Annotated in this window: 20 protein-coding genes; 2 read left to right on the forward strand and 18 right to left on the reverse strand. The window is 68.1% G+C overall.

The genetic code is table 11. The features are described from left to right. Positions 1-115 precede the first annotated feature (115 nt). The 15 genes from dapA to ACYYG1_RS06675 all read right to left on the reverse strand — a co-directional run bounded on the left by dapA (position 116) and on the right by ACYYG1_RS06675 (position 16702). The gene (gene dapA / locus ACYYG1_RS06605) at positions 116-994 is read right to left on the reverse strand and encodes a 4-hydroxy-tetrahydrodipicolinate synthase (RefSeq protein WP_461209501.1); all 879 of its coding nucleotides are present in this window, start codon (positions 992-994) and stop codon (positions 116-118) included. 20 nt (positions 995-1014) lie between these two features. After that, positions 1015-1875 carry a diaminopimelate epimerase gene (dapF, locus tag ACYYG1_RS06610; RefSeq protein ID WP_461209502.1) on the reverse strand — a complete coding sequence of 287 codons (861 nt, stop codon included), beginning with the start codon at positions 1873-1875 and terminating at the stop codon, positions 1015-1017. 65 nt (positions 1876-1940) lie between these two features. Continuing rightward, positions 1941-2825: a UshA-like (seleno)protein family 2 gene (locus ACYYG1_RS06615; RefSeq protein WP_461209503.1), complete on the reverse strand. Its 885-nt coding sequence runs from the start codon at positions 2823-2825 to the stop codon at positions 1941-1943. Further along, the gene (locus ACYYG1_RS06620) at positions 2826-3101 is read right to left on the reverse strand and encodes an HU family DNA-binding protein (RefSeq protein WP_461209504.1); all 276 of its coding nucleotides are present in this window, start codon (positions 3099-3101) and stop codon (positions 2826-2828) included. Positions 3102-3195: 94 nt separating this feature from the next. Continuing rightward, positions 3196-4029, reverse strand: coding sequence for a MinD/ParA family protein (locus ACYYG1_RS06625; RefSeq protein ID WP_461209505.1), 834 nt, complete (start codon positions 4027-4029; stop codon positions 3196-3198). Beyond that, positions 4030-4899, reverse strand: a complete 870-nt coding sequence (locus tag ACYYG1_RS06630; protein WP_461209506.1) for a GGDEF domain-containing protein — start codon at positions 4897-4899, stop codon at positions 4030-4032. Next, positions 4883-5996, reverse strand: a protein-coding gene (prfB, locus tag ACYYG1_RS06635; RefSeq protein ID WP_461209507.1) for a peptide chain release factor 2 whose coding sequence is annotated in 2 segments (ribosomal slippage) — positions 4883-5920 and positions 5922-5996 — 1113 coding nt in all. Because the reading frame shifts where the segments join, the coding sequence is not laid out codon by codon here. The genes ACYYG1_RS06630 and prfB overlap by 17 nt, the downstream gene beginning before the upstream one ends. 100 nt (positions 5997-6096) lie before the next feature. Then, complete coding sequence (lnt, locus tag ACYYG1_RS06640; RefSeq protein ID WP_461209508.1) at positions 6097-7614, reverse strand: apolipoprotein N-acyltransferase; 1518 nt, start codon at positions 7612-7614, stop codon at positions 6097-6099. Beyond that, complete coding sequence (locus ACYYG1_RS06645) at positions 7607-8446, reverse strand: hemolysin family protein (RefSeq protein ID WP_461209509.1); 840 nt, start codon at positions 8444-8446, stop codon at positions 7607-7609. Before ACYYG1_RS06645 ends, lnt begins: the two co-directional genes overlap by 8 nt. 92 nt (positions 8447-8538) lie before the next feature. After that, on the reverse strand, positions 8539-9630 hold the full coding sequence (locus ACYYG1_RS06650) for a PilZ domain-containing protein (protein ID WP_461209510.1): 1092 nt from the start codon (positions 9628-9630) through the stop codon (positions 8539-8541). A 595-nt stretch (positions 9631-10225) separates the two neighbouring features. Then, positions 10226-12130: a tRNA uridine-5-carboxymethylaminomethyl(34) synthesis enzyme MnmG gene (mnmG, locus tag ACYYG1_RS06655; protein WP_461209511.1), complete on the reverse strand. Its 1905-nt coding sequence runs from the start codon at positions 12128-12130 to the stop codon at positions 10226-10228. A 141-nt stretch (positions 12131-12271) separates the two neighbouring features. Then, on the reverse strand, positions 12272-13498 hold the full coding sequence (locus ACYYG1_RS06660; RefSeq protein ID WP_461209512.1) for a M20 family metallo-hydrolase: 1227 nt from the start codon (positions 13496-13498) through the stop codon (positions 12272-12274). Between the two features lie 130 nt (positions 13499-13628). Further along, positions 13629-13919 carry a PxxKW family cysteine-rich protein gene (locus tag ACYYG1_RS06665; RefSeq protein ID WP_461209513.1) on the reverse strand — a complete coding sequence of 97 codons (291 nt, stop codon included), beginning with the start codon at positions 13917-13919 and terminating at the stop codon, positions 13629-13631. A gap of 135 nt (positions 13920-14054) precedes the next feature. Continuing rightward, positions 14055-15371, reverse strand: a complete 1317-nt coding sequence (locus tag ACYYG1_RS06670; RefSeq protein WP_461209514.1) for an amidohydrolase — start codon at positions 15369-15371, stop codon at positions 14055-14057. A 14-nt stretch (positions 15372-15385) separates the two neighbouring features. Further along, complete coding sequence (locus tag ACYYG1_RS06675; protein WP_461209515.1) at positions 15386-16702, reverse strand: amidohydrolase; 1317 nt, start codon at positions 16700-16702, stop codon at positions 15386-15388. An 88-nt stretch (positions 16703-16790) separates the two neighbouring features. On the opposite strand from ACYYG1_RS06675, the gene ACYYG1_RS06680 reads away from it, so the two are divergent. Together ACYYG1_RS06680 and ACYYG1_RS06685 are read left to right on the forward strand one after the other, a co-directional pair. Next, the gene (locus tag ACYYG1_RS06680; RefSeq protein WP_461209516.1) at positions 16791-17552 is read left to right on the forward strand and encodes an alpha/beta hydrolase; all 762 of its coding nucleotides are present in this window, start codon (positions 16791-16793) and stop codon (positions 17550-17552) included. A 157-nt stretch (positions 17553-17709) separates the two neighbouring features. Further along, positions 17710-18687 carry an ABC transporter substrate-binding protein gene (locus ACYYG1_RS06685; RefSeq protein WP_461209517.1) on the forward strand — a complete coding sequence of 326 codons (978 nt, stop codon included), beginning with the start codon at positions 17710-17712 and terminating at the stop codon, positions 18685-18687. A gap of 263 nt (positions 18688-18950) precedes the next feature. Here the strand turns inward: ACYYG1_RS06685 and ACYYG1_RS06690 are convergent, their stop codons facing one another. The 3 genes from ACYYG1_RS06690 to ACYYG1_RS06700 all read right to left on the reverse strand — a co-directional run bounded on the left by ACYYG1_RS06690 (position 18951) and on the right by ACYYG1_RS06700 (position 22419). Further along, entirely contained in the window at positions 18951-20309 is a 1359-nt protein-coding gene (locus ACYYG1_RS06690; protein ID WP_461209518.1) for a response regulator, read from the reverse strand. A gap of 16 nt (positions 20310-20325) precedes the next feature. Beyond that, positions 20326-21717, reverse strand: coding sequence for a VgrG-related protein (locus ACYYG1_RS06695; protein WP_461209519.1), 1392 nt, complete (start codon positions 21715-21717; stop codon positions 20326-20328). A gap of 156 nt (positions 21718-21873) precedes the next feature. Next, a complete protein-coding gene (locus ACYYG1_RS06700; protein WP_461209520.1) occupies positions 21874-22419 on the reverse strand; it encodes a hypothetical protein in 546 nt (181 codons plus the stop codon).

Consider the following 22419-nt stretch of genomic DNA (forward strand, 5'->3'; position numbering starts at 1 on the left):
CCTGCCCCTACCTAGCATATAGTATGCTATATGTCGTAGTATATTTCTAGGGGCGTGAAAAAGGCCCGGCCCCCAACGGGGACCGGGCCTGACTGTTCGATTCGGGCGAACGGGCCTAGATCAGGGCGTTTTCCTTGAGCACGGCCTTGAGCTTGGCCAGGTTCTCCGGGCGCAGCTCCACCAGGGGCAGGCGGAGCTCCAGGGCCTTGCCCTTCATCAGGGACCATGCCGTTTTCACGGGGATGGGGTTGGTCTCCATGAACATGGCCCGGTTCAGGGGCTGGGACTTGTAGTGCAGTTCCCGCGCCCTGGCCGTGTCGCCCGCGTTCCAGGCCTTGACCAGGTCGGACATGAGCTTGGGCACGATGTTGGAGACCACGGAGATCACGCCGCAGCCGCCCACGGCGAGAAGCGGCAGCACCGTGAAGTCGTCGCCGGACAGGAGGCAGAAATCCGGGCCGCAGAGCTCGAAAACGTCGGAGATCTGGGTCAGGTTGGCCGTGGCCTCCTTGACGCCCACCACCTCGGGCACGGCGTCCTTGATGGCCTTCATGGTCGCGGGCAGGACGTTCAGGGCCGTGCGGCCGGGCACGTTGTAGACCACGATGGGCATGGGCACTTCCTGCGCGATGGCCTTGAAGTGCGCCACCAGCCCGTCGGGCGTGGGTTTGTTGTAGTAGGGCGTGATGAGCAGAGCGCCGTCGGCGCCGGCCTGTTTGGCGTAGCGGGTGAGTTCGACTGCCTCGCGGGTGTTGTTGGAGCCCGCTCCCGCCAGCACGGGCACGCGGCCCTTGGCCTGGTCCACGCAGATGCGGATGACCTCGCCGTGCTCGGCGTGGGAGAGGGTGGCGGACTCGCCGGTGGTGCCGCAGGGCACCAGGCCGTCGATGCCTTGCTCGATCTGCCACTCCACGAGTTCGCGGTAGGACTCTTCGTCGACCTCGCCATTCTTGAACGGCGTCACCAGGGCGGTGAGCGCTCCCTTGAACTGCATCGCGTCCTCCTGCTTCGCTATCAACCCCGGGCGGGAAGTTCCAGCCCCAGGGATTCAAGAATCATTTCGCCTTGGAACGTCTTCACGGCCGGGCCTTCGAGGAAGACCGTACCGTCTTCAAGATGGATTTGCAAAATTTCGCCACCGGAGGTGGTCAGCTTTACGGCGTTCCCGGTCAGGCCCAGTTCGCGGGCCACCAGGGCCGAGGCCGCCGCGCCCGTGCCGCAGGCGAAGGTCTCGCCCTCCACGCCGCGCTCGTAGGTGCGCAGCAGCAGGCTCTCGGGCGACGTGACCTGGATGAAATTGACGTTGGTGCCCGCGGGCGCGAAGTGCTGGTGGTAACGCAGGGCGCTGCCCAGGGCCTGCACGTCCACGGCGGCCACGTCGTCCACCTGGACCACGGCGTGGGGCACTCCCGTGTTCACGAAATGCACGGTGTAGGTCCGGCCGTCCACGTCCAGTTCGGCCCCGAGCTTCAGGCCGTGGGGCGGGGTGAGCTGGACCTTGACCGCCGTACCCTCGGCGCGCACCTGGGCGCGGATGGGCCCGGCGTCCGTGCCCAGCACATGGGCGGGCCCGGCCAGGCCGAGCTCCACGGCGCGGCGCGCGGCACAGCGCGAGCCGTTGCCGCACATCTCGGCGCGGGAGCCGTCGGCGTTGTAGAAATGCCAGACGTAGTCGGCCTCGGAGCCCGCGGGGGCGTCCTGCAGGAAGACCAGCCCGTCGGCGCCCACGCCGAAGGCGCGGCGGCAGATGGCCTGGGCCCAGCGGGCCATTTCCGATTGGGGCAAAGTCAGGGCCCTGTTGTCGATGAGCACGAAATCGTTGCCGCTGCCGTGCATCTTCACGAAGGGCACGGCGCCGCCGGTGATGATAGTCATGGTTCGTCGGGTTGTTGAAGTCTATGGGACGGACAAACGGTGTCCGGTTTTCGCCCGGAATGCAACTAATTTACGTGCCCCAGGGAAAATCCGTCCAAAAGCTTGAGCATGGCCGCGTCGGAGGTCACGTCCTTGTCCAGGACCTGGAAATCCAGGCTCAGGTTGCCGTCCTTGATCCAGCGCCAGTCGGGCTCGCGTTGGTCGGGGACCCGCACGCGGATCACGTGGAAGGCCTTGCCCGTGGTGTAGGCCCGGGCCCAGAACGTGCGGCCGTTCTTCATGAAGCGCCCGGCCAGGCCGGGGCCGAAGCCGGAACCCAGGAGCACGTCCACGCAGGGCTCGGTCTTGTCCAGGAATTCCGCCTCGCCCGCCGCGCCCCAGGAGCTGACGCCGATGACGATGTCCGTGCGCTCGGCCAGGGAACGGGCCTTGCGGGCCACGGATTCCATGACCATGGGCGTGGGCTTGCGCTCGCCGCGCAAGAGCCTCGGGAAGAGCACCACGCCGATGCGGCAGCCGCCCTTGTCCAGGGTCACGATTTCCGCGCGGTTGGACTGGAGGTGCAGGACCGGGGGCAGCTCGGCGTCGCTGTCGCGCAGCCATGCATCCTCCTCGGGGGCGGCGAAGATCGCGTCGTAGCCCAGGGTCCCGTAGGCCTTGCCCAGGGCCTGGGCGAGCTGGGGCGTGGGATTCTTCAACCCGCTGGGGGGCAGAAATTCGTAGGGGCCGGCCAGGAACAGCGGATTGCCCCCGGCTTCGCGCTGGCGGGCGAACAGCGTGGCCCGGCGCCCCAGGCCGCCCATGGCCTTGCCCCCGCACACGGGGCAAGGCTCATAGTGCCCGCCGGAGTTGGCGGAAAAGACGATGGACAGTGGATGGTCGTCGGCTGAGGCGGCGGTCCAGGGCGCGAGAACGAGTACCAGGAGGAGAGGAATAAGCCGTCTGATCATCTACTTGTTCACGAATTCCTTGAGTTCCTTGCCCGGACGGAAGAAGGGCAACCGCTTGGGCTTGACCGTGACCACGTCGCCGGTCTTGGGGTTGCGGCCGGTGTACCCGCCGTAGTCCTTGACCTTGAAGCTGCCGAAGCCCCTGATCTCCACCCGCTCGGCGTCCACCAGGGACTGCTTGATGGAGTCGAAAAAGGTGTTCACCACCAGCGACGCCTCGTCCACATGGATTTCGTTTTTTTCGGCCAGGGTCTTGATCAGTTCGCTTTTGTTCATGTCTCCCTCCCGGAGTCTGTCCGGCCCGTGGGGCCGGTTAATGCTGTATGCGCAATATGCAGCCATACAACTATGCGAATTAAGAGGGTTTTAGTCAAGTGTTAATCGCGGAATTTTTGTCCGGAAGGCTCAGGCCGTTTTTGGCCGCCAGTCCGTCCAGGTCCGCGTCGCGCATGCGCTTGAGTTTCACGGCCAGCTGCAGGATGTCCATGCCCGCGTCGGAACGGGGCGCGAGCTTGAGCAACGGCGTCTGGCGGATGACCGCCTTGGAGACCATGGGGTCGTCGCGCACCGTGCCCGCGTGGTGGATGTCCAGGCCCAGGAAGCGTTCGCAGGCCCCGCGCAGGCGCTCGAAGCTCTGTTTGCCCTGGGCGTGGGTCTCGGCCATGTTCACCACCACGTTGAAGTTCGTGACCCCGTGCTCGGCGTGCAGCACCTTGATCATGGCGTAGCCGTCGGTAAGCGACGTGGGCTCCGGCGTGATGACCACCAGGCGCTCCTGGGTCATGGCCGCGAAGCGCAGCACCGTGCGGCTGATGCCCGCGCCGATGTCCAGGAGCAGGAAGTCGTACCTGCCGATGATGGAGTTCAGCTTGTCGAAGAGAACGCCCTGCAGGTCCTCGTCCAGGTCGATGAGTTCGGGCACGCCCGAGGCCGAGGGCAGGAAATCGAAGCCGTTCGGCTCGATGGCCGCCATGACGTCGCCGGCGCGCGCCCCCGGGGCCAGGAGGTCCTGGAGGGTCTTTTCCGGGGTCAGGCCCAGGAGCACGTCCAGGTTGGCCAGGCCCAGGTCGCAGTCCATGAGCATCACGGCGTGCTCGGCCCGGTACAGGGCGTAGCCGAGGTTCAGGGCCAGGTTGGTCTTGCCCACCCCGCCCTTGCCGCTGATGATGGAGAAGCTGACGGCCTTGTTGGTCGGTTCGCTCATCTATTCATCCTCGATACCCGTTCCGGTGAACAGGAATTTCTTTTCATTGGATTCCACGAGGCTTGCGCGCGAGGGCTTGCGGGTGTCCGCCAGGGGGGCGGTGAGCACCCGGTCCTTGCCTTGGCTCTTGGCCCGGTACAGGGCCTCGTCCGCGGCCTGCACCATGTCCGGCGCCGGTCCGGGGGCGTAGCCCTTGTAGCAGGCCAGGCCCGCGGAACAGGTCACCGAGAACTCGGAGCCGTTCGCCGGAGCGGTGAAGCGCAACCCGCGAACTTCTTGCAGTATGCGTTCCACCGTGGCCACGGCCTTGATCTGCCCGGTTCCCGGGAACAGAACGGCGAACTCCTCGCCGCCCAGGCGCGCGGCCAGGTCGTAGCGTCGGATCCGTGACGTCAGCACGTCGGCGAAACTCGTGAGCACGACGTCGCCCGTAGGGTGGCCGTGGGTGTCGTTGACGGATTTGAAATTGTCCAGGTCGAACATGGCCAGGGACAGGGATTCGCCCTGGCGATGGGCGCGTTCCAGCTCCTGCTCCAGGGCGCTGTCGAAGACCCGGCGGTTGGCCAGGCCGGTGAGGGGGTCGTGCTCGCTCTGGTAGGCCATGCTCTGCAAGGTTTCCTGGATCTGGGAGAGCAGGGGATAGTCCTGGCCCTGGACGGGCAGGGCCAGCCAGTCGCGCAGCCCGTGGCGGTCGCGCAGCGCGGGCCAGTCGTCCATGTTCAGCCCCGGGCAGAGGCGCAGGAGGCCGAGCAGGGTCCCCTCGTGGCCCCCGTTGCAGGAATGCTCGCGCAACAGGGCGCGCATGGCGCTGAGTTCCTGCAGCAGCCCTTCGCTCTGGATGATGGGAATCTCGTCACTTTTTTCGGGCATGGTCGTTCAGGAGCTGGTTGCGGATGAGGGTGTCGATGTCCCCGTCCAGCACGGCGTCCACGTTGGACATTTCCGTGTTCGAGCGGTGGTCCTTGACCAGCCTGTAGGGCTGCAGGGTGTAGGTCCTGATCTGGCTGCCGAAGCCGATGGCGTCCTTGGTCTCGTAGTCCGCCTGGCGCTCGGCGTCGATCTTGCTCTGTTCCAGTTCGTACAGGCGGGCCTTCAGGATTTTCATGGCCGTGTCCTTGTTGCGGAACTGGGACTTCTCGTTCTGGCACTGGGCCACCAGCCCGGTGGGCAGGTGGGTGATGCGCACGGCCGAGCTGGTCTTGTTGACCTTCTGGCCGCCCGGGCCGCTGGCCCGGTACACGTCGATGCGCAGATCCTCGTCGCGGATCTCGATTTCGATGTCCTTGCCCGCGTCGGGATAGGCGTCCACCGAGGCGAAGGACGTGTGCCTGCGCCCCGAGGAGTCGAAGGGGGAAATGCGGATCAGGCGGTGGATGCCCTTTTCGGCCTTGAGCAGGCCGTAGGCGTGGGGCCCCTCGACGAGCAGGGTCACGCTCTTCACCCCGGCCTCGTCGCCGGGCAGGAAATCCAGGGTCTTGACGCTGAATTCGTGGCGCTCGGCCCAGCGCTGGTACATGCGCAGGAGCATCTCGGCCCAGTCCTGGGCCTCGGTGCCGCCCGCGCCGGGATGGATCTCCAGGATGGCTGCGGCGCTGTCCTGGGGGCCGGAGAGCAGGGTGCGCAGCTCCGTGTCCTGCAGGCGGTCCGAGAGGGTATCCACCTGGTCGGACAGGGCTTCGAGCACGTCGGGGCTCTGGTCCTCGGCGGCCATGACCAGCCATTCGTCGAGGTCCTCCTTGGCCTTGAGCAGGCCGTCCCAGAGCTCGACCATGTTGCTGATGCGGCTTTTTTCCTGGAGCAGGGGCTTCAGTTCGTCGGGATTGTTCCAGGCGTCGGGCTTGGCGAACTCGGTCTCCAGTTCCTGGAGCCGGGCGATGCTGGCCTCGCGGTCAAAGACGCCTCCAGAGGCTTTGAAATTGGTCCAGCAGGGCCGCGCCCTGGGTCTTCAGATCGGTGTATTGCAGCATATGTTCTGAAATTCCATCTGGTTGACGTTTGTCGGCAAAAATAAATAATAGCCTCTCGCGAGGCGCTTCGCAAGGGGAAAAGGCGCGGGAGCCCGCGGGATCAGGCCTTGAGCGCGGTCAGGGCGGCCAGGCCGCAGAGGGCCAGGAGCGCGAAGGGCAGCCAGGCCAGGTATCCGGCCATGCGGTGGAAGGGCGTCTGTCCCTCGCACAGGGGCAGGTCCGCGCGCGACAGGACGGTGGCCGTGAACAGGGGCGTGGCGGCCAGGATGCGGCCCCGGGGGCCCACGAAGGCCGAGACGCCCGTGTTGGTACAGCGCGCGATGCTGCGGCCCTGCTCCACGGCGCGCAGCACCGTGAGGTCCAGGTGCTGGAACGGGGCCGAGGAGCGGCCGAACCAGGCGTCGTTGGAGATGTTCACCAGCAGGTTGGCCCTGGCCTCGACGCGGGCCTGGGCCAACTCGGGAAAGATGGACTCGTAGCAGATGAGCATGCCCGCGCGCACCCCGGAGCCGGTGACCAGGGGGCCGGTGTCGTCCCCGGGCACGAAGTCGCCCACGCCCTGCACCAGCTTGCCCAGGAAGCCCAGCCATTGGCCCAGGGGCACGTATTCGCCGAAGGGCACCAGGTGCTCCTTGTCGTAGTGCCCGGCCAGGATGGCGGTCTCGTCCACCAGGTAGGCCCGGTTGTGCAGCTCGTAGCGCTTTTCCTCGGGCAGGTAGGTGTAGGCCGGGGAGCCCGTGATGATGGACGTTCCCAGCTCACGGGCCAGCCTGCGCACGTCCACGGTCAGGGAGTTGACCTCCTGCAGGTAGAAGGGCAGGGCGGTTTCGGGCCAGACCAGCAGGCCCGGGGTTCCGTCCTCCGCGGCCTTGCGCGACAGGGTCTTGTAGCGCTGAACCGTGCCCAGGCGGTAGGTCTGGTCCCATTTCAGGCTCTGGTCGATGTCGCCCTGGACCAGGGCCACGGAGGCTGTGCCGCATTGCTCCAGGGGCCGGTTCAGGGCGTATCCGCCGTAGGCGGCGAGCCCCGCCAGCACCAGGGCCCCGGCGATCCTCGGCGCGGGCATGAGCCCCTTGCCCGAGGCCAGGAGCCAGGCCGAGGCCGCCAGCACGCCGGACAGGCCGTAGGCCCCGATGAGGGCCGCGCCCTGCAGGGCCTGGGGCCAGGGCGAGAAGGCCGAGGCCAGCACCAGCCAGGGAAAGCCCGTGAACAGCGTGCCCTTGAAGTATTCCAGGGCCCACCACGAGGCCCCGGCCCAGACGGCTCCCAGGGGCCAGGACAGGCGGCCGCGCACCAGATACAGGCCCAGGCAGAACAGGCCCAGGTACACGCCCAGCGCCAGCCCCACCAGCACCGGGCAGGGAGCGGCCAGGATCCAGGGCAGCCCCCCGTAGTCGTGCACGGGCAGGGCCATCCAGTACAGGGCCCCGGCGCAGGCCGCCGCGCCCATGAGCAGGCCGCGCCTGAAGGCCGCCTTGGGGCCGGGTGCGCCGTTGGCGGCCAGGGTCAGGCCCAGGGGCAGGAGCAGGGCCAGGGGCGGCACGTGGGCCAGGGGGTTGGCGAAGCCGAACCAGGCTCCGCAGCAGGCCAGAAGGGCGGGGAGCAGCAGATTAGTCATCGGCCTCGGCGTGGGGCGAGGTCTGGATCACGATCCAGTGGACCTGTTTGGCGTCGGCGTCCTTGACCACCAGCCTGCGGTCGCCGGTCTCGAAGGCCTCGCCCGCGCCGGGCACGCGCCCGGCCAGTTCGCAGATGAAGCCGCTCACGGTCTCCACCTGGGTGGAGTTCAGGCGCAGGCCCAGGTCCTCCTCCAGTTCGAAGAGCGGGGTGCGGCCGGAGACCAGGACGTCCCCGTTGTCCAGGACCTGGATGTCCTCGGGCCGGGGCGCGTCGTATTCGTCCTCGATTTCGCCCACGATCTCCTCCAGCACGTCCTCGAAGGTCACCAGGCCCGAGGTCCCGCCGTATTCGTCCAGGGCGATGGCCATGTGCACCTTCTTGGAGCGGAAGACCTGGAGCATGTCCTGGACGTTCTTGGTGTCCGGGATGAACAGGGGCTTGCGCATGATGTCGCGGATGGACAGGGCCTCGGCGTCGGGATGCGCGAGGTGGAGCAGGAGATCCTTGGCGTGGACGATGCCCACGATGTTGTCGCGGTTGCCGCGGAAGATGGGAATGCGCGAATGCCCGCGCTCCACGATCAGGTCCGTGACCGCGGACAGCGGCTCGTCCAGGGGGGCGCAGGCGATGTCCGTGCGCGGGATCATGATCTCGCGCACCTGCTTGCGGCCCAGGCGGAGGACGTTGAGCAAGAGCGCCACCTCGTCACTGGTGATGTCGCCGTCGCGCTTGGCCGAGAGAATGAATTTTTCCAGGACGGAGTCGTCCTTCTTGAAGAGCTTGCCGAACAATGTGGAGAACAAACTCTCAGATTCGTCTTCAACTTCCACGTGGGAACTCCTGTCAGGGTTGCGTTCTCAATTGCTATAGAAATTTACGGCCTTGTTGGCAATCCCGTAAAGGCACATTTTCGTGACGGGGATCAGGCCCCGCCCTTGGAGCGGAACTGCTCCAGGTGGCGGCGTTGAATCCAGTTGCCCAGCTTGTCCAGCCCCTGCGCGGAGGCGCGCCAGGTCATGGTCGGAGTCTCGCCCGGAGCGGGGACGCCCTGGGCCAGGAAACGCAGGCCCAGCTCCAGGGTGCGGGTCTGCTGGTCCTCGTAGCGGTTTTGGATGCGCGCCAGGCACCAGATGCGTTCCTTGGTCTTGTTCTCCGGATCCAGGAGCTTCATGAGCACCACGTAACGCTCGCCGACCTCGAATTCGCGTTCCGTGTCCTTCACGGATTCGCGGGGCAGGTCGATGCGCATGCCCCCGGCCGAGAGGTTGGCCACGCTGAGCTGGGTGGTTTCCAGCTCGTGGTAGACCAGCAGTGGTTTGCCCCAGCGCTTGATCTCCGGCTCCGGCACCCCGCCCGGGCCCATGGGCTCGGGCCACAGGGCCAGGCCCAGAAGGCAGCGCATGGGCGGCGCCATGCGCATGTGCACCCGCTTCTGCTGCATGGTCAGGGTGCTGGGCAGGGCCACGGACACCAGGGCCGAGCCGTCGGTGCGTTTGACCACGCCGGTGATCTCGGAATCGAAGCTGTAGAACTGCGGCTGGCCGGGGTTGGTGCGGGACATGAGGCGGAAGAAGCAGGACACGGGTCGGCCCAGCCAGCCCTGGTGCACCGTGGCCGCGCCTCCGGCGTCCAGGACCATCTCCTGCTTCTTGATGTCCTCGATGGAGCAGTGCAGGGACGGGGCGGCCTGGTCGTCGCGCGAAAAGCTGAACTCCACCTTGCTGCGCTGGTCCTGCGCGGTGCGCAGGAGCTGGGACACCAGATGCGGGTCGCCCACCATGTTGCTGGGCAGCCGCCGCTTGCGCTTGAAGAGCAGGTGGTTGGCCAGCAGCACCAGGCCGGCGGCCAGGGCGGCGGCCACGACGGTCCAGCCGATGATGTCCAGAAGCTGGCGCGTCATGCCCAGGTCGTCGAAGGACCCCTGGATGCGGTCCAGGAAGGCGCGGTCGATGCCGGCGGAAACCCGCTCCAGGGCGGAGGACGACGTGGTCGTCAGGGATGCGAATACGTTCATGTATGGCTTGCCGCTTCAAGGTGTTCGGGTCCGTGTCCAGCCGCATCTGCCGATCCTGGCGCGCAAGGGGCCGTCCGAGGGCGCGCCGCGTCCGTGTCCAGGGCCGGCGTCCAGGGGGAACCGGCTTCGCGCCATCCGCTTTGCAAAAAAGATTCCACGAAATCGCGTTGTTGGCCCGGCATCCGGGGCTTGATCCTGTTTCCGGGATGCGGAGGCGGGACGTTCCCGATGGCCTGAGCCGTCTGGCTGTTTACCATAATAGTCAATGAATATGACGTGATGGGTGTGCTTTTGGTCCCCTCGGGGCTGGTTCCGGAAAGCGTCGAATGCTCCTGGGGCGGCCGCGTGGAAGGGCCCGGGAAGCGCCTTCGCCGGGGCGCTTTGGCCGGGCGGCGCGCCGCGCCGGGCATGCATCCGCCTTTGGCCGGGAGGGGGGCAGTCAAGTTTTTGGACGTCTCGGAGCCTTTCACCGGGAAGCCGACGAGGAGTCCGGCCGGGCGCCGTGCGTCATGGGGAACGCCTCCCGCAAGGACGGGGGCGCCTGTGCGCTGGACTGGGGCCCGGGGAATCGGCATGCCCCCTGGTGTACGCGGAATCAACTGCCCTGTGAAGGGGGAGAGGCCTGGGAGTGGCGGAGTTTTGTCAGATGGATCTCCAGGCAGGTCACGGCGGCCGGGGTGATGCCCGAGATGCGCCCGGCCTGGCCCAGGGTCAGCGGCCGGATGCGGGTCAGCTTTTCCACGGCCTCGCGGGTCAGGCCCGAGACCAGCGAGAAGTCCAGCTCCCCGGGCAGGGCGGCGGACTCCAGGTGCGCGGCGCGGGCCACGAGCTTTTCCTGGCGCTCCAGGTAGCCCTGGTACTTGGCCGTGGTTTCGGCCTCGCGCAGGACCTCGGGGGAGGCGTCGGCCAGGGCCGGGAACAGGGGGGCGAGGTCCTCGATATGCAGCTCGGGCTGGCGCAGGAGTTCGCCCAGGGGCACGGCCTTGCCCGGGGCCTTGGCCCCCAGGGAGGCCAGGAGGTCGCGGGTCCCCGCGTCCGGGCGCACGCTGATTTCGGCCAGCCCGCGTTGGACCTCGGCCAGGGCTGCGCGCTTGGCGCCGTACACGGCCCACTGGGCGTCGCCCACCAGCCCCCGGGCGCGGCCGATTTCCGTGAGCCGGGCGTCGGCATTGTCCTCGCGCAGCAGCAGCCGGTGTTCGGCGCGGGAGGTGAACATGCGGTAGGGCTCTTCCGTGCCCTTGGTCACCAGGTCGTCCACCAGCACGGCCATGTAGGCCTCGTCCCGGCCCGGCAGGAAGGGCTCGCCGCCCGTGAGGGACGCGGCCAGGTTCAGGGCCGCCCAGAGCCCCTGGGCGGCGGCCTCCTCGTAGCCCGAGGTGCCGTTGATCTGCCCGGCCAGGTACAGCCCGGGAACGGCCTTGGCCTCCAGGGTCGGGGCCAGCTGCGTGGGGAAGCAGAAATCGTATTCGATGGCGTAGCCCGGGCGCACGATCTGGGCCCGCTCCAGGCCCGGGATGGTGGCCAGCATGGCCTCCTGCACGTCCAGGGGCAGGCTGGTGGGGATGCCGTTGGGGTAGACCTCGGGATGGTCCAGGCCCTCGGGCTCAACGAAGATCTGGTGCCGGGGCTTCTCCGGGAAGCGGGCCACCTTGTCCTCGATGGACGGGCAGTAGCGCGCGCCCACGCCCTTGATCACGCCCGAGAACATGGGCGAGCGGTCGAAGCCCGCGCGGATGGCCTCGTGGGTGCGCTCGTTGGTCCAGGTGATGTGGCAGGGCCGCTGGGGCATGGGATCAAAGGGCGCGTGGAAGCTGAAATGCGGGGGCGGATCGTCCCCGGGCTGGGCCTCCATGGCCTCGAAATCCACGCTGGCCGCCAGCAGCCTGGGGGTGGTGCCGGTCTTCAGCCGCCCCAGGTCCAGGCCCAGGTCCCGCAGGTTGGCGGACAGGCCCACGCTGGGCGGGTCGCCCAGGCGGCCGCCCGGGAAGCTGCGCTCGCCCACGTGCATCAGCCCGGAGAGGAAGGTGCCCGTGGTCAGGAGCACGGCCCGCGCCGGGAAATGCCCGCCGAGCATGGTGCGCACGCCCGCCGTGCGCCCGTTCTCCATGAGCACGGCCTCGGCCATGTCCTGGAAGACCCAGAGGTTGTCCTGGGCCAGGACGTCGGCCTGGACCACGCGCATGTAGGCCGAGCGGTCGATCTGGGCGCGGGTGGCGCGCACGGCCGGGCCCTTGGAGGTGTTCAGCCTGCGGTACTGGATGCCCGCCTTGTCCGCCCATACGCCCATGGACCCGCCCAGGGCGTCGATCTCGCGCACCATGTGGCCCTTGGCCAGGCCGCCGATGGCCGGGTTGCAGGACAGATGGCCGATACGGTCCGCGTTGCTGGTCACCAGCAGGGTGGCCAGGCCCAGGCGCGCGCAGGCCATGGCCGCCTCGCAGCCCGCATGCCCCGCGCCCACGACCACGCAGTCGAATCTGTCCGGAAAGGGGTGCTTCATCCTGAGCGATTCCTTACTTGAGGCTGTTCAAAATCGTGTGGATGCGAGGCGCGAGGGAAAAGCAAGACCGACGCGTACTCCCTGTACGCGAGGTTTTGCTTTTTCCGAAGCAACGAAGCAGACGCGCGATTTTCAACAGCCTCAACTCATCAACATGAGGGCCAGGACCTTGGCGTCCTTGACCTGGGTGGAGATCAGGGCCCGTTCGTTGGGCTGGTGGGCGTTGTGCATGATGGTGCTCCACACGGCGGCCTCGTGGCCCGCGCGGCGCAGGAACGCCGCCACCGTGCCGCCGCCCATGCCCGCGGGGCCCGCCTCGACGCCGTAGACCTCGCGGATGCCCGCCTGCAGGCGGCGCACCACTTCGCTGTCCGCCGGGGTGGGCGGGGCGGCCTCCTCGCGCTGCACCGGGGAGAAGGTCACGGCCACGCCGTACTCGGCCTCCACCCGGGAGGCGAGCTCGCGCACCACGGCCTCCACCTCGTCCAGGGGATAGCGGGGCAGCACCCGGCAATCCAGATAGAAGACGTCGGAGCCGGGCATGGTGTTCACGTTGGGAACGTTGGCTTCGCGCTTGGTGGGCGTGAACGTGGACTCGGGCGGGGAGAACAGATCGTCCGTGGCCGGGAAACGCAGGGGCAGCTCGCGGTTCAGGAGCAGGGCCAGGGCCGAGCCGGCCACCATGGCGTTGACGCCCTGTTCCGGGGTGGACGCGTGGCACTGCACGCCCGTGACCTCCAGGCGCAGCCAGAGGATGCTCTTTTCCGCCACCTCGATCATGGACGAGTCCGCAACGCCGAAGTCCGGGACCACGAACAGGTCGCGCGGCCCGAACAGGTCCCCGTGCTCGCGCACCACGTAGCCCAGGCCGTAGCCGCTGCCCGTCTCCTCGTCGGCCACCATGAGCAGCCCCAGGTTCATGGGCGGGGTCACGCCTTCCTCCAGGACGGCCGTGAGCAGCAGCAGCGAGGGCACCAGCCCCGCGTGGTTGTCCTCCACGCCCCGTCCCACGAGTATGTCGCCGTCCACGCGCAGCTCGAAGGGATCGCTGTCCCAGTGGCGGGGATCGCCGGGGGGAACCACGTCGGTGTGGGAGATGATCCACAGGGTGCGCCCGGTGTCCTGGCCCGGAACGCGGGCCAGGATGTTCGGGCGGTAGCCGCAGTCCACGCGCTCGTCCGGGGCCTTGAGCTCGCGGACTTCGGGCACGTCCATCTCCAGCAGGCGGCCCAGGAGGTAGTCGGCCTTGGCCTTTTCGCCCTGGCCGCCGTTTTCCGGCCCCAGGGCCGGGATGGCCACCAGGTCCCACTGCAGGTCGATCACGTCGCCGGCCATGGCGTCCAGGCGTTCCAGGAGGCTGTTGGGCATGTCGTCGTCCCCTTGTGAGTGGCGGCCCGGGGCGTCCGGGCCGCTATCCGGATACGATACCACCGGGCTCGGAAAAGCAAAAGGGCGGGTTCGCACCCGCCCTTGAAATCGTCCGTCTGACGCTTGATGCCTAGCGGCCGCGGGCGGCGCGCTTGGAGGCCTTGAGCGGGTTGACCTTGACGTTACCCTGGGTGTCCTTCTCGGCACGCATGTGGGTGGCGAAGTTGCACACGCCCATGTTCCACTTCTTGGCGGGCTGGGCGTAGCTGGTGCAGTACTGGCCGCCGGACTCGTGGGCCACGACGCGCTCACAGCCTTCGCATTTTTCGGAAATCTGCTGCAGCACCACGCCGTTCACGGCCAGACCATCGTCGGTCATGACGGCGTTGTCCAGAATGGTGGCGATCTGTTTCTTGGCCATGGTATTTTTCTCCTTACCTTGCCGCCCGGCCTAGCGCGGCCCGGCATGGATTTCTGATGTGCATCGGAAGCGGGTGACTATTGATATATTCACCCGGCCTTGTCAAGGGGAAAAAGCCGTCCCGGGTCCCGGTCCTCATCCGGCCAGGGCCCATTCCCCGAGGACGCGGGCGCAGGCGGCCAGATCGCCGGTGGCCGCCCCGGAGAAGCGGCCGTCCTCGTAGGCCACGCGCCCGGCCACCATGGTCAGGCGCACCTCCGCGCCCGTGGCGGCGTACACCGCGTGGGACACGGGGTCGAACAGCGGGGCCAGGCCGGGGTGGTTCAGGTCCAGAGCCGCGAGGTCCGCCGCGCCGCCCGGGGCCAGGGAGCCCAGCCCGGGCCAGGACAGGGCCCGGGCCCCGCCCAGGGTGGCGGCGTCCAGCACGGCCTGCGCGGGCAGGGCGGTGGGGTCGGCGCGGTGCGCCTTCTGCAGCAGGGCGGCGGCGGCCATCTCCGCGAACAGGTTCAGGGCGTTGTTGCTGCCCGCGCCGTCCGTGCCCAGGCAGAGCCCGGCTCCGGCGTCCAGGAGCGCCTGCGCCGGGCAGACGCCGCTGGCCAGCTTCATGTTGCTGCGCGGGTTGTGGGACACCGAGGCCCCGCGCGCGCCCACGAGCGCCGTTTCGCCGGGCGTCAGGTCCGTCATGTGCACCAGGATGGAGCGCGGCCCCAAGCAGCCCAGGTCCGCCAGGATTTCCAGGGGCCGCTTGCCCGCCTGCTCCAGGCATTGGGCGGTCTCCGCCGGGCTCTCGGCCGCGTGGATCATCCAGGGCAGGTCCAGGCGTTCGGCCAGCTCCCAGGACTTGCGCAAAATTTCAGGCGTGTTGGTGTAGGCCGCGTGGGGCGCGACGGCCGTGCGCACCAGTTCGGACCCGGCCACGGAGTCCGTGAGGTCCTCCACCAGGGCCAGGCCCTGTTCCGGCCCCTCGTAAGAGCAGGTGGTTCCGCAGAAGATGCCCTCGCCCAGCACTCCCCGGATGCCCATCTCCTCGCAGGCCCGCGCGGTCTGGTGCTCGAACATGTACATGTCCGCGAAGCAGGTGCAGCCCGAGGCCAGCATCTCGGCGCAGGCCAGCCTGGAGCCCGCGTAGACCACCTCGGGGGTCAGTCGGGTCTCCACGGGCCAGATGTGGCCCGTGAGCCAATCCATGAGGGGCAAGTCGTCGGCCAGCCCCCGGAAGGCCGTCATGGCCGCGTGGGTGTGGGTGTTCACCAGGCCCGGCAGCACCAGGCAGCGCGAGAGATCCAGGAAGGACGCGCCGGAAAAGCTCCGGGCCGTGTCCTCCCAGGGGCCCGCCGCGGTCACGCGGCCGCCCGTCACGGCCAGGGCCGCGTCCTCCAGGACCGAGCGTTCGGCGTCCTGGGTCACGAGCAGGCCGCAGCGGATCAGGGTGTCGCAGGGAGAGGGCTGCATGCGGATCGTCCCCCTCAGCTCTGTTTGCGGACCCAGGCGGCGGCCTCGCGGACTTCCGCCAGCAGCGCCGGGTAGTCGATGCGCGTGAACGCGCCGTCGCGGTACAGCACCTCGCCCGCCACTATGGTCAGGACCACCTCGCCGCCGCTGGCCGCGTACACGGCGTGTGACACCGGGGAGTAGAGGGGCATCATGTTCGGCCGCGTGAGGTCCAGGGCGGTGAGGTCGGCGGCCTTGCCGGGTTCGAGGCTGCCCAGCTCGGGCCAGGACAGGCAGTCCGCGCCGCCCAGGGTGGCCATGTCCAGCACGGCCTGGGCGGGCAGGGCCGTGGGATCGGCGCGGCGGACCTTCTGGAGCAGGGCGGCGGAGCCCATCTCCGTGAACATGTTCAGATTGTTGTTGCTGGCCGCGCCGTCGGTGCCCAGCCCCAGCACAGCGCCCGCGTCCAGCAGTTCCTGGGCCCGGCAGAAGCCGCTGGCCAGCTTCATGTTGCTCTCCGGGCAGTGGGCCACGCGAGTGCCCGTGTCCGCCAGGAGCCCGATCTCCTCGTCCGAGAGGTCCACGCAGTGCGCGGCCAGGGTGCGCGGGCCCAAGAGTCCCAGGCCGTGCAGATAGGGCACCGGGCGCGCCCTGTGCTGTTCCAGACATTGGGCGGTCTCGCCCGGGGACTCGGCCAGGTGCACGTGCAGGGGCACGTCCAGCTCCTCGGCCAGGGCCATGGTGCGCGTGAGCAAGTCCGGCCCGGTGGTGTACACCGCATGGGGCATTACCGCCGAGCGCAGGCGCGGGTTGCCCTTGCAGCGCTCCTCCAGGGACCGCGCCACGTCCATGGCGGCGTCCAGGTCCGCGTAGGCCGGGGAGGGAAAGGCGAAGATCACCTCGCCCATGCGCGCGCGCAGGCCCGACTCGGCCACGGCCCGGGCCACGGCGTCTTCCATGAGGTACATGTCGCAGAAGGCCGTGGTGCCCGTGCGGGCCATTTCGGCGCAGCCCAGCAAGGCCCCCAGGCGCACCAGGGCGGGGTCGAGCTTCTGCTCCACCGGAAAGATGTGGCGGGTCAGCCAGTCCATGAGGGGCAGGTCGTCGGCCAGGCCACGCAGCAGGGTCATGGACACGTGGGTGTGGGCGTTGACCAGCCCGGGCAGGACCATGGCCCGGCCCAGGTCCAGGCGTTCGGCCGGGGCCCAGGCCGCCTCCAGTTCCGCGCGCGGGCCCGTGGCGGCCACCAGCCCGTCCCGTACAGCCAGGGCCGCGTCCTCGATGACGGTGCGCCGGGCGTCCTGGGTCAGCAGGATGTCGCAGGTGACGAGAAGATCGCAGGGGCTGGGCATGGCGGGCCTCGCTGGTAGGGGTTTGCGGTGGCGTGGGGAACCTTGTAATGGATGTGCCAGGCGCCCGCAAGCAGGCGCGGGAGAAACCATGGATACCCCCCTGGCGGCCACGGCCGCGCTGTGCATACACGGGTTCGGCGGGGAACCCTTCGAGATGCGGGGGCCCGCCGAGGCCCTGGCCGACCTGGGTTGCGCGGTGCGCGCGCCCCTGTTGCCGGGCCACGGCCGGACGCCCGAGGCCTGGAGCCGCACGGGCTTCGCGGACTGGGCCGGGGCCGTGGAGCGCGAATACGACGCCCTGCGCGCGGACCACGAGCGGGTCATGGTCTGCGGCCTGTCCATGGGCGGGACCCTGGCCCTGCTCCTGGCCCAGGCGCGCGACCCGGCCTGCGTGGCCACGCTGGCCGCGCCCGTGTACCTGTACCGCTTCCTGCCGCCCGAGGCCACGGACTGGCGTCTGCCCCTGGTGGGGCTCATCAAGCGCGTGCGGCCCCTGTGGCCGGGCGGTCCGGCCAACCCCGAGTCGCGGCGCATCGCGCCCTGGAAGGGCTACGAGGGCGTCACCAGCCTGCCCGCGCTGCACAGCTTCCTGCGCGGCATGGCCCGGGTGCGGCGCGGGCTGCCCCGGGTGAGCGCGCCGCTGTTGGCGGTCCACACCACGGGCGACGCCACGGTCCCGGCGTCCAACGCCCGGTTCATCTTCGACCATGTCTCGTCCACGGTGCGTCGCCTGGAATATCTGACCGTCCGCGAGACCGTCACCAGCCGCCACGTCATCACCACCCATCAGGAAACCCGCGAGTTGGTGCGTTCCCTGCTCGTGGAGTTCGCCCTGGCGCACCTGCCTTAGAGGCAGCCATATTCAGGGACAATCCTTCGCGGTCGGAAACCCGGAGGCGTTCTGGCATATTTCGCGTTGAGACTTTTTCCGATTCGTGTACTCTTATGCTGTCCATACACTACCGGGAAAAGGGCTTCGGCCGACTGTGTTCGGGGGGAGAATGGTTTTGCTTCGCGTTGCGTGCGTGGCCGCGGTCCTGCTTTGGGCCGTGTCGGCCCGCGCCGGTTCCGTGTTCGTGGTGGACAGCTACCATGATCGCTATCCATGGGTCAGGGAATGCCACACGGGCCTGGAGCAGGCCCTGGGAGGCAACCACGAACTGCGCTATTTCGCCCTGGACACCAAGCGTGCTCCCGGCGACCGGTTCGCGCCCCGGGCCGAGGCGGCCATGGAGGCCTGCCGCGAGGCCTCGCCCGACGTGGTGGTGCTGGTGGACGACAACGCCGTGCGGCTGCTGGGCCAGCGCCTGAGCGACGAGGGGCGGATCGTGGTCTTCATGGGCGTGAACCACAACCCGCGCGTGTATTTCCGCGGCCATCGCATACCCACCAACGTCACGGGCGTCCTGGAGCGCCCCGAGGTCCAGCGCACGGCCAAGCTGCTGTGCGAGATACTGCACCCCTGCCCCAAGCGGCTGGCCGTGCTCTTCGACGACGGGGACACGTCCCGGGCCATCATCGAGTCCTCTTTCGGCGGCAAGGCGCAGATCACGGTTTCCGGAATCTCCCTGGACGCCAAGATGACCGGCAGCTTCGCACGCTGGAAGCGCATGGTCCTGGGCCTGGCCGACGAGGGCTACGAGGCCCTCGTCCTGGCCGGCTATGCGGCCCTGCGGGACGAGGAGGGGCTCCAGGTGCCTCTGGACACGGTCACCGAATGGACCGCCGCCAACAGCCCGCTGCCCGTGTTCTCCTTCTGGAAATTTTCCCTGGGCAAGGGCAAGGCCCTAGGCGGCCTGCTCATCGACGGAGAGGACCAGGGCCGGGCCGCCGCCAACCTGGTCAAGGCCTATCTGGAGCAAGGCGTCCTGGAGCCCGTGGTCTTTCCCGCCAACGGAACACTGGTGTTCAGCAGGAGCGGGCTCAAGCGCTGGAACATAGACCTGCCGGAGCGCATACGCATACGCGCCCGGTTCGTTGACTAACCGGGCGGGGCGTCCCAAGGCGCACGTCTGCGGCCCCTGCGCGCAGCTTTCCCACCTGCAAAAAAGCAAAGCCCCCGCGAAGCTTCGCGGGGGCTTTGTCTTTTTGATTTATCTCCCCAACCGTTCCCACGCTTGGCGGGGCGTTCCAAGGTGTGCGGATGCGAGGCGCAAGAAAAATCCAGAACCGACGCGTATCCAAATACGCGTCGGTTCTGGATTTTTCGCAGCAACGAAGCAGACGTGCGCCTTGGGACGCCCCGCCCCTACATGAAGAGCATGTCGATATCGAAGGTGATATCCTTGGATTCGCGCACTTCTTCCTTCTGGCGCTCCTGGGCGGCGTCCAGGATTTCCTTGATTGCGGCCTGTTGCTCCTCGTTCGGGTCGATGAGCACCATGCCCACGGCCTCCTTGTCCAGGCGCATGATTTCGCCCTTGAGGCCCTTGATCTCGGGCTTGGTGCCCACGTCCGTGAGGCGCAGGATGTCGAACTTGAGGGTCTTGCCCACCTCGAAGCTGCCTTCGCCGGCGGAAAAGGCCATGGATTTGATGCTCATCTCGGTGATGGCGAAGTGTTCGTCGAATCCGCGCACGCCCACCAGGAGGTCCGGGACCCAGAAGCGCACGGTGCCCCGTTTCTCCTCTTCCTCCTGGCGCTTCTTGGCCTTTTGCGCACCGGCTACGCTGAGCTCCGAGTCCGTCCACTTCTGGCCGGTGAGGGCCTTGAAGAGCTTGCGGCCATCGCCCAGGTCGTCCTGGAGCTTGAGGGCTTCGGTCACGCGCTGGGTGGCCACGTCCTTGTTGCCCAGGCTGAGCTCCAGGTCGGCCAGGGACATGAAGTTCTCGGCGTTGTCCGGCTCCGCGGCCACGGCCTTGCGAAAGAGCTCGGCCGCGTTCTTCATGTCGCCCTTTTCGCGCAGTTCGGCCCCGGCCGCGGCAAAGGGGTTGGGGGCCTTGGGGTCGTAGAGGCGCAGTTCGTTGTAGGTCTGCTCGGCGTCGCCGAAGTCCCCGTTCTGGACGCTGGCCTTGGCGGCCGCGGCCAGGAAGACTAGGCTCTGTTCGGTGTTCTTCTTGGTCTGGAATATCTTGGCCAGGCCCTTGTAGGCGGCCGCGCATTTGGGGTTGGCGCGGGCGATCTTGGTGAACAGGGTCAGGGCGCCGTCGGAGTCGTAGCTTTCCAGGCGCGCCTTGGCCTGCTCCAGGAGTATCTTCTCGTTGTCCCCGGCCGGGGGCTTGGGCGGCGTGGCCAGGGCCTTCTTGAGCTTGGCCAGCAGGGTGGCGGCGTCGAAGGGCTTGACCAGGAAGGCCGAGGCCCCGGCGCGCATGTGCGCGTCGGCCACCTTGGGTTCCTTGCGGGTGGACATGATCAAGACGGGCATGCGGGCCACGGCCTGGGTGGAGCGGATTTTTTTCAGCAAGTGGATGCCCAGCTTGCCGTCCACCACAGTCTCGCAGATCACCAGGCCCACCTTTTGACGGGCGATGGATTTCCAGGCCGAGAGCAGATCGCCCGTGGCCGAGATGTTGGTGAACCCGATTTTGCCCAGGGCTGCGGCGACGGCCTTTCTTACAGGCTCTTTGTCGTCCACTATCAGGATGTGCAGATCCTTGATGGATGCCATGCCGGGCCTCGCGTGGTTACATGAACGTATTGAGTGAAGCCACCTCTGTCGTTCTTGTGCCCCGTTCCACCCGCAGGCGGTTGAGGGCCATCTCCTTCTCCTGCCGCAGGCGTTCACGCAGGGCGCTGCGTTGCTGCGGTGGGCATTTTTCAAGTCGCTTTTCGCGTTCCCGGAAGACTTCCTCCAGAATGGCCGCGTAGGGCTTGTCCGTGCGGGTCTTGGCCCGCAGGCAGGCCTTGATGAATATGCTTGCGCCTCCGCTGGGGCCGTGCTGCACGGCCGTGCTCCAGAGGACTTCCTTGATGGCCTCGGGATGGTTCTCCAGGTCCAGGCCCGCGCGCTTGCGCATCTCGTTCAGGGAAGCCGCGTAGTAGCGGGTCTGGATGAATTCGTCCTGCAGGCGCTCGAAGGGCCTGGGGTGCTCCCGGGCGATGCGCTTCCATTCGCGGGGCATGGCCCCGTCCGTGCCCCCGGTGTTGGAGCGGCCGCTGGCGCGCAGGCGCATGGCCCAGGACGGGGCGCGCACGTCGAGGTAGCTCAGGAAATTCTGCATCGCGCCCTTGCGGCTGGAGATCTGGTACTTGCCGTAGGATGTGCCGCCCTTGATGTCGTAGCCCACGGCGAAGATGCCGCGCACCCCGGACTCGAACAGCGCGCAGAGCTCGCCCAGGCCGCTGGTGCGGGCCTGCTTGAGGCGCAGTTTGTCCAGGCGCGTCAGCGGCGGGGCGATGGCGCTCTTGGGGAGCGCGTCCGCGTGCAGGCTTCCGCCGCCGGGCGTGTCCACGCGCGCGAACAGGCGGCGGAAGCGCCGCGTGTCCCCGGCCAGGAATCCCGTCTTGTCCAGGGGATGCAGGGCCAGCCTGTCCACGGGCATGCGCACGCTGCTGTGGACCACGGCTTGGCGCACGCTGTCGAAGGGCGCGTTAGAGGACGCATCGAGGAGGTCCTGGTCCAGGGACAGGAGCGGGTGCTTCTGGAAGTCGTTCCAGGTTTCGGGGGCCTCGGCCAGGGCCGCCTCGGTACAGCCCAGGAGCAGGCCCGGGCGGGCGTGGAAGGAAAACGCCGAGGGCAGGGCCGCCGCCAGCATGACCGTGTCCAGGCCCTGCGTGTCCAGGGCCAGGGCCGCGGGATGCGCCCGCACCGGGGGATCGGGTTCGGTCATGGGCGAGAACGTCCGCAGGAACACCACTTCCAGGGAAAAGACCAGCAGCAGGTAGGCGAGCAGGGCCACGGGGAAGCGGGCCGCAGGGGGCACCAGGAAACCCCAGCAGCGCAGGAGCCCGGCGCGCATCTCGCGGGCGGCCAGGCGGCCGACCAGGACCGTCGCCCGCGACAGGGGCGCGAATCCGTCCCGCACCACGGGCGGGAGGGGGATGGTTCGCAGTCCGCTGAGGATGGTCCGTATCATGTCGGTTGTTGGCCTGCCTGCCGATGCGCATTCCATTGGGGGGACCCTCGATCGGGCCGGCAGGTGCCGAAAAGAGGGGTCGGGATATTGTCGCTATTCACTAAAGTATGTCAAGATTGCAATAAATATACCCCTTTGCCGGGCAAAGGCCAAATCCTATTCAACGCGCATCAGCACCTGCTCGCTGCCGGGGCGCTTGCGGAGCACCAGAACCGAGTCCGGAGCCAGGCTGGGGATGGTCCCAGAAGGGGCCGACTCGGCCAGGTCGAAATCCTCCTTGCGCAGGCGCAGGGGCACGATGTCCTGATCGCCCACGGCGATGATGGACAGGAAGGCCTCGTCCGAGGAGACCTCGCGGGCCCAGGTGGCGGCGCAGGGCCAGTCCCTGCCCAGGGCCTGGGCCAGGGTCCGGGCGTCGGCCCCGTGGGGCACGACGAGCACGTGGCGCAGGGGAAAGTGGAAGATGTGCGCCGGGGTGATGCGCAATTCACGGCTTTGGCGGGAGAGCAGGGAGGCGGCCCCGCCCAGGCTGTCCATGGCGGCCTGCACGCGCAGGGCCACGCCCTGGGAGCAGGGCGGGAGCGTGGACGATTCCATGCGGTTCCAGAGCAGATAGGACAGGACCAGCCCGAAAAGGAACAGGGCCAGGGCGCACGCCAGCGCCAGCAACCAGCCCCGCATCGTCCCAGCCGTGCCGCCCAT

It is taken from the genome of Desulfocurvus sp. DL1XJH-121, from assembly GCF_054819825.1.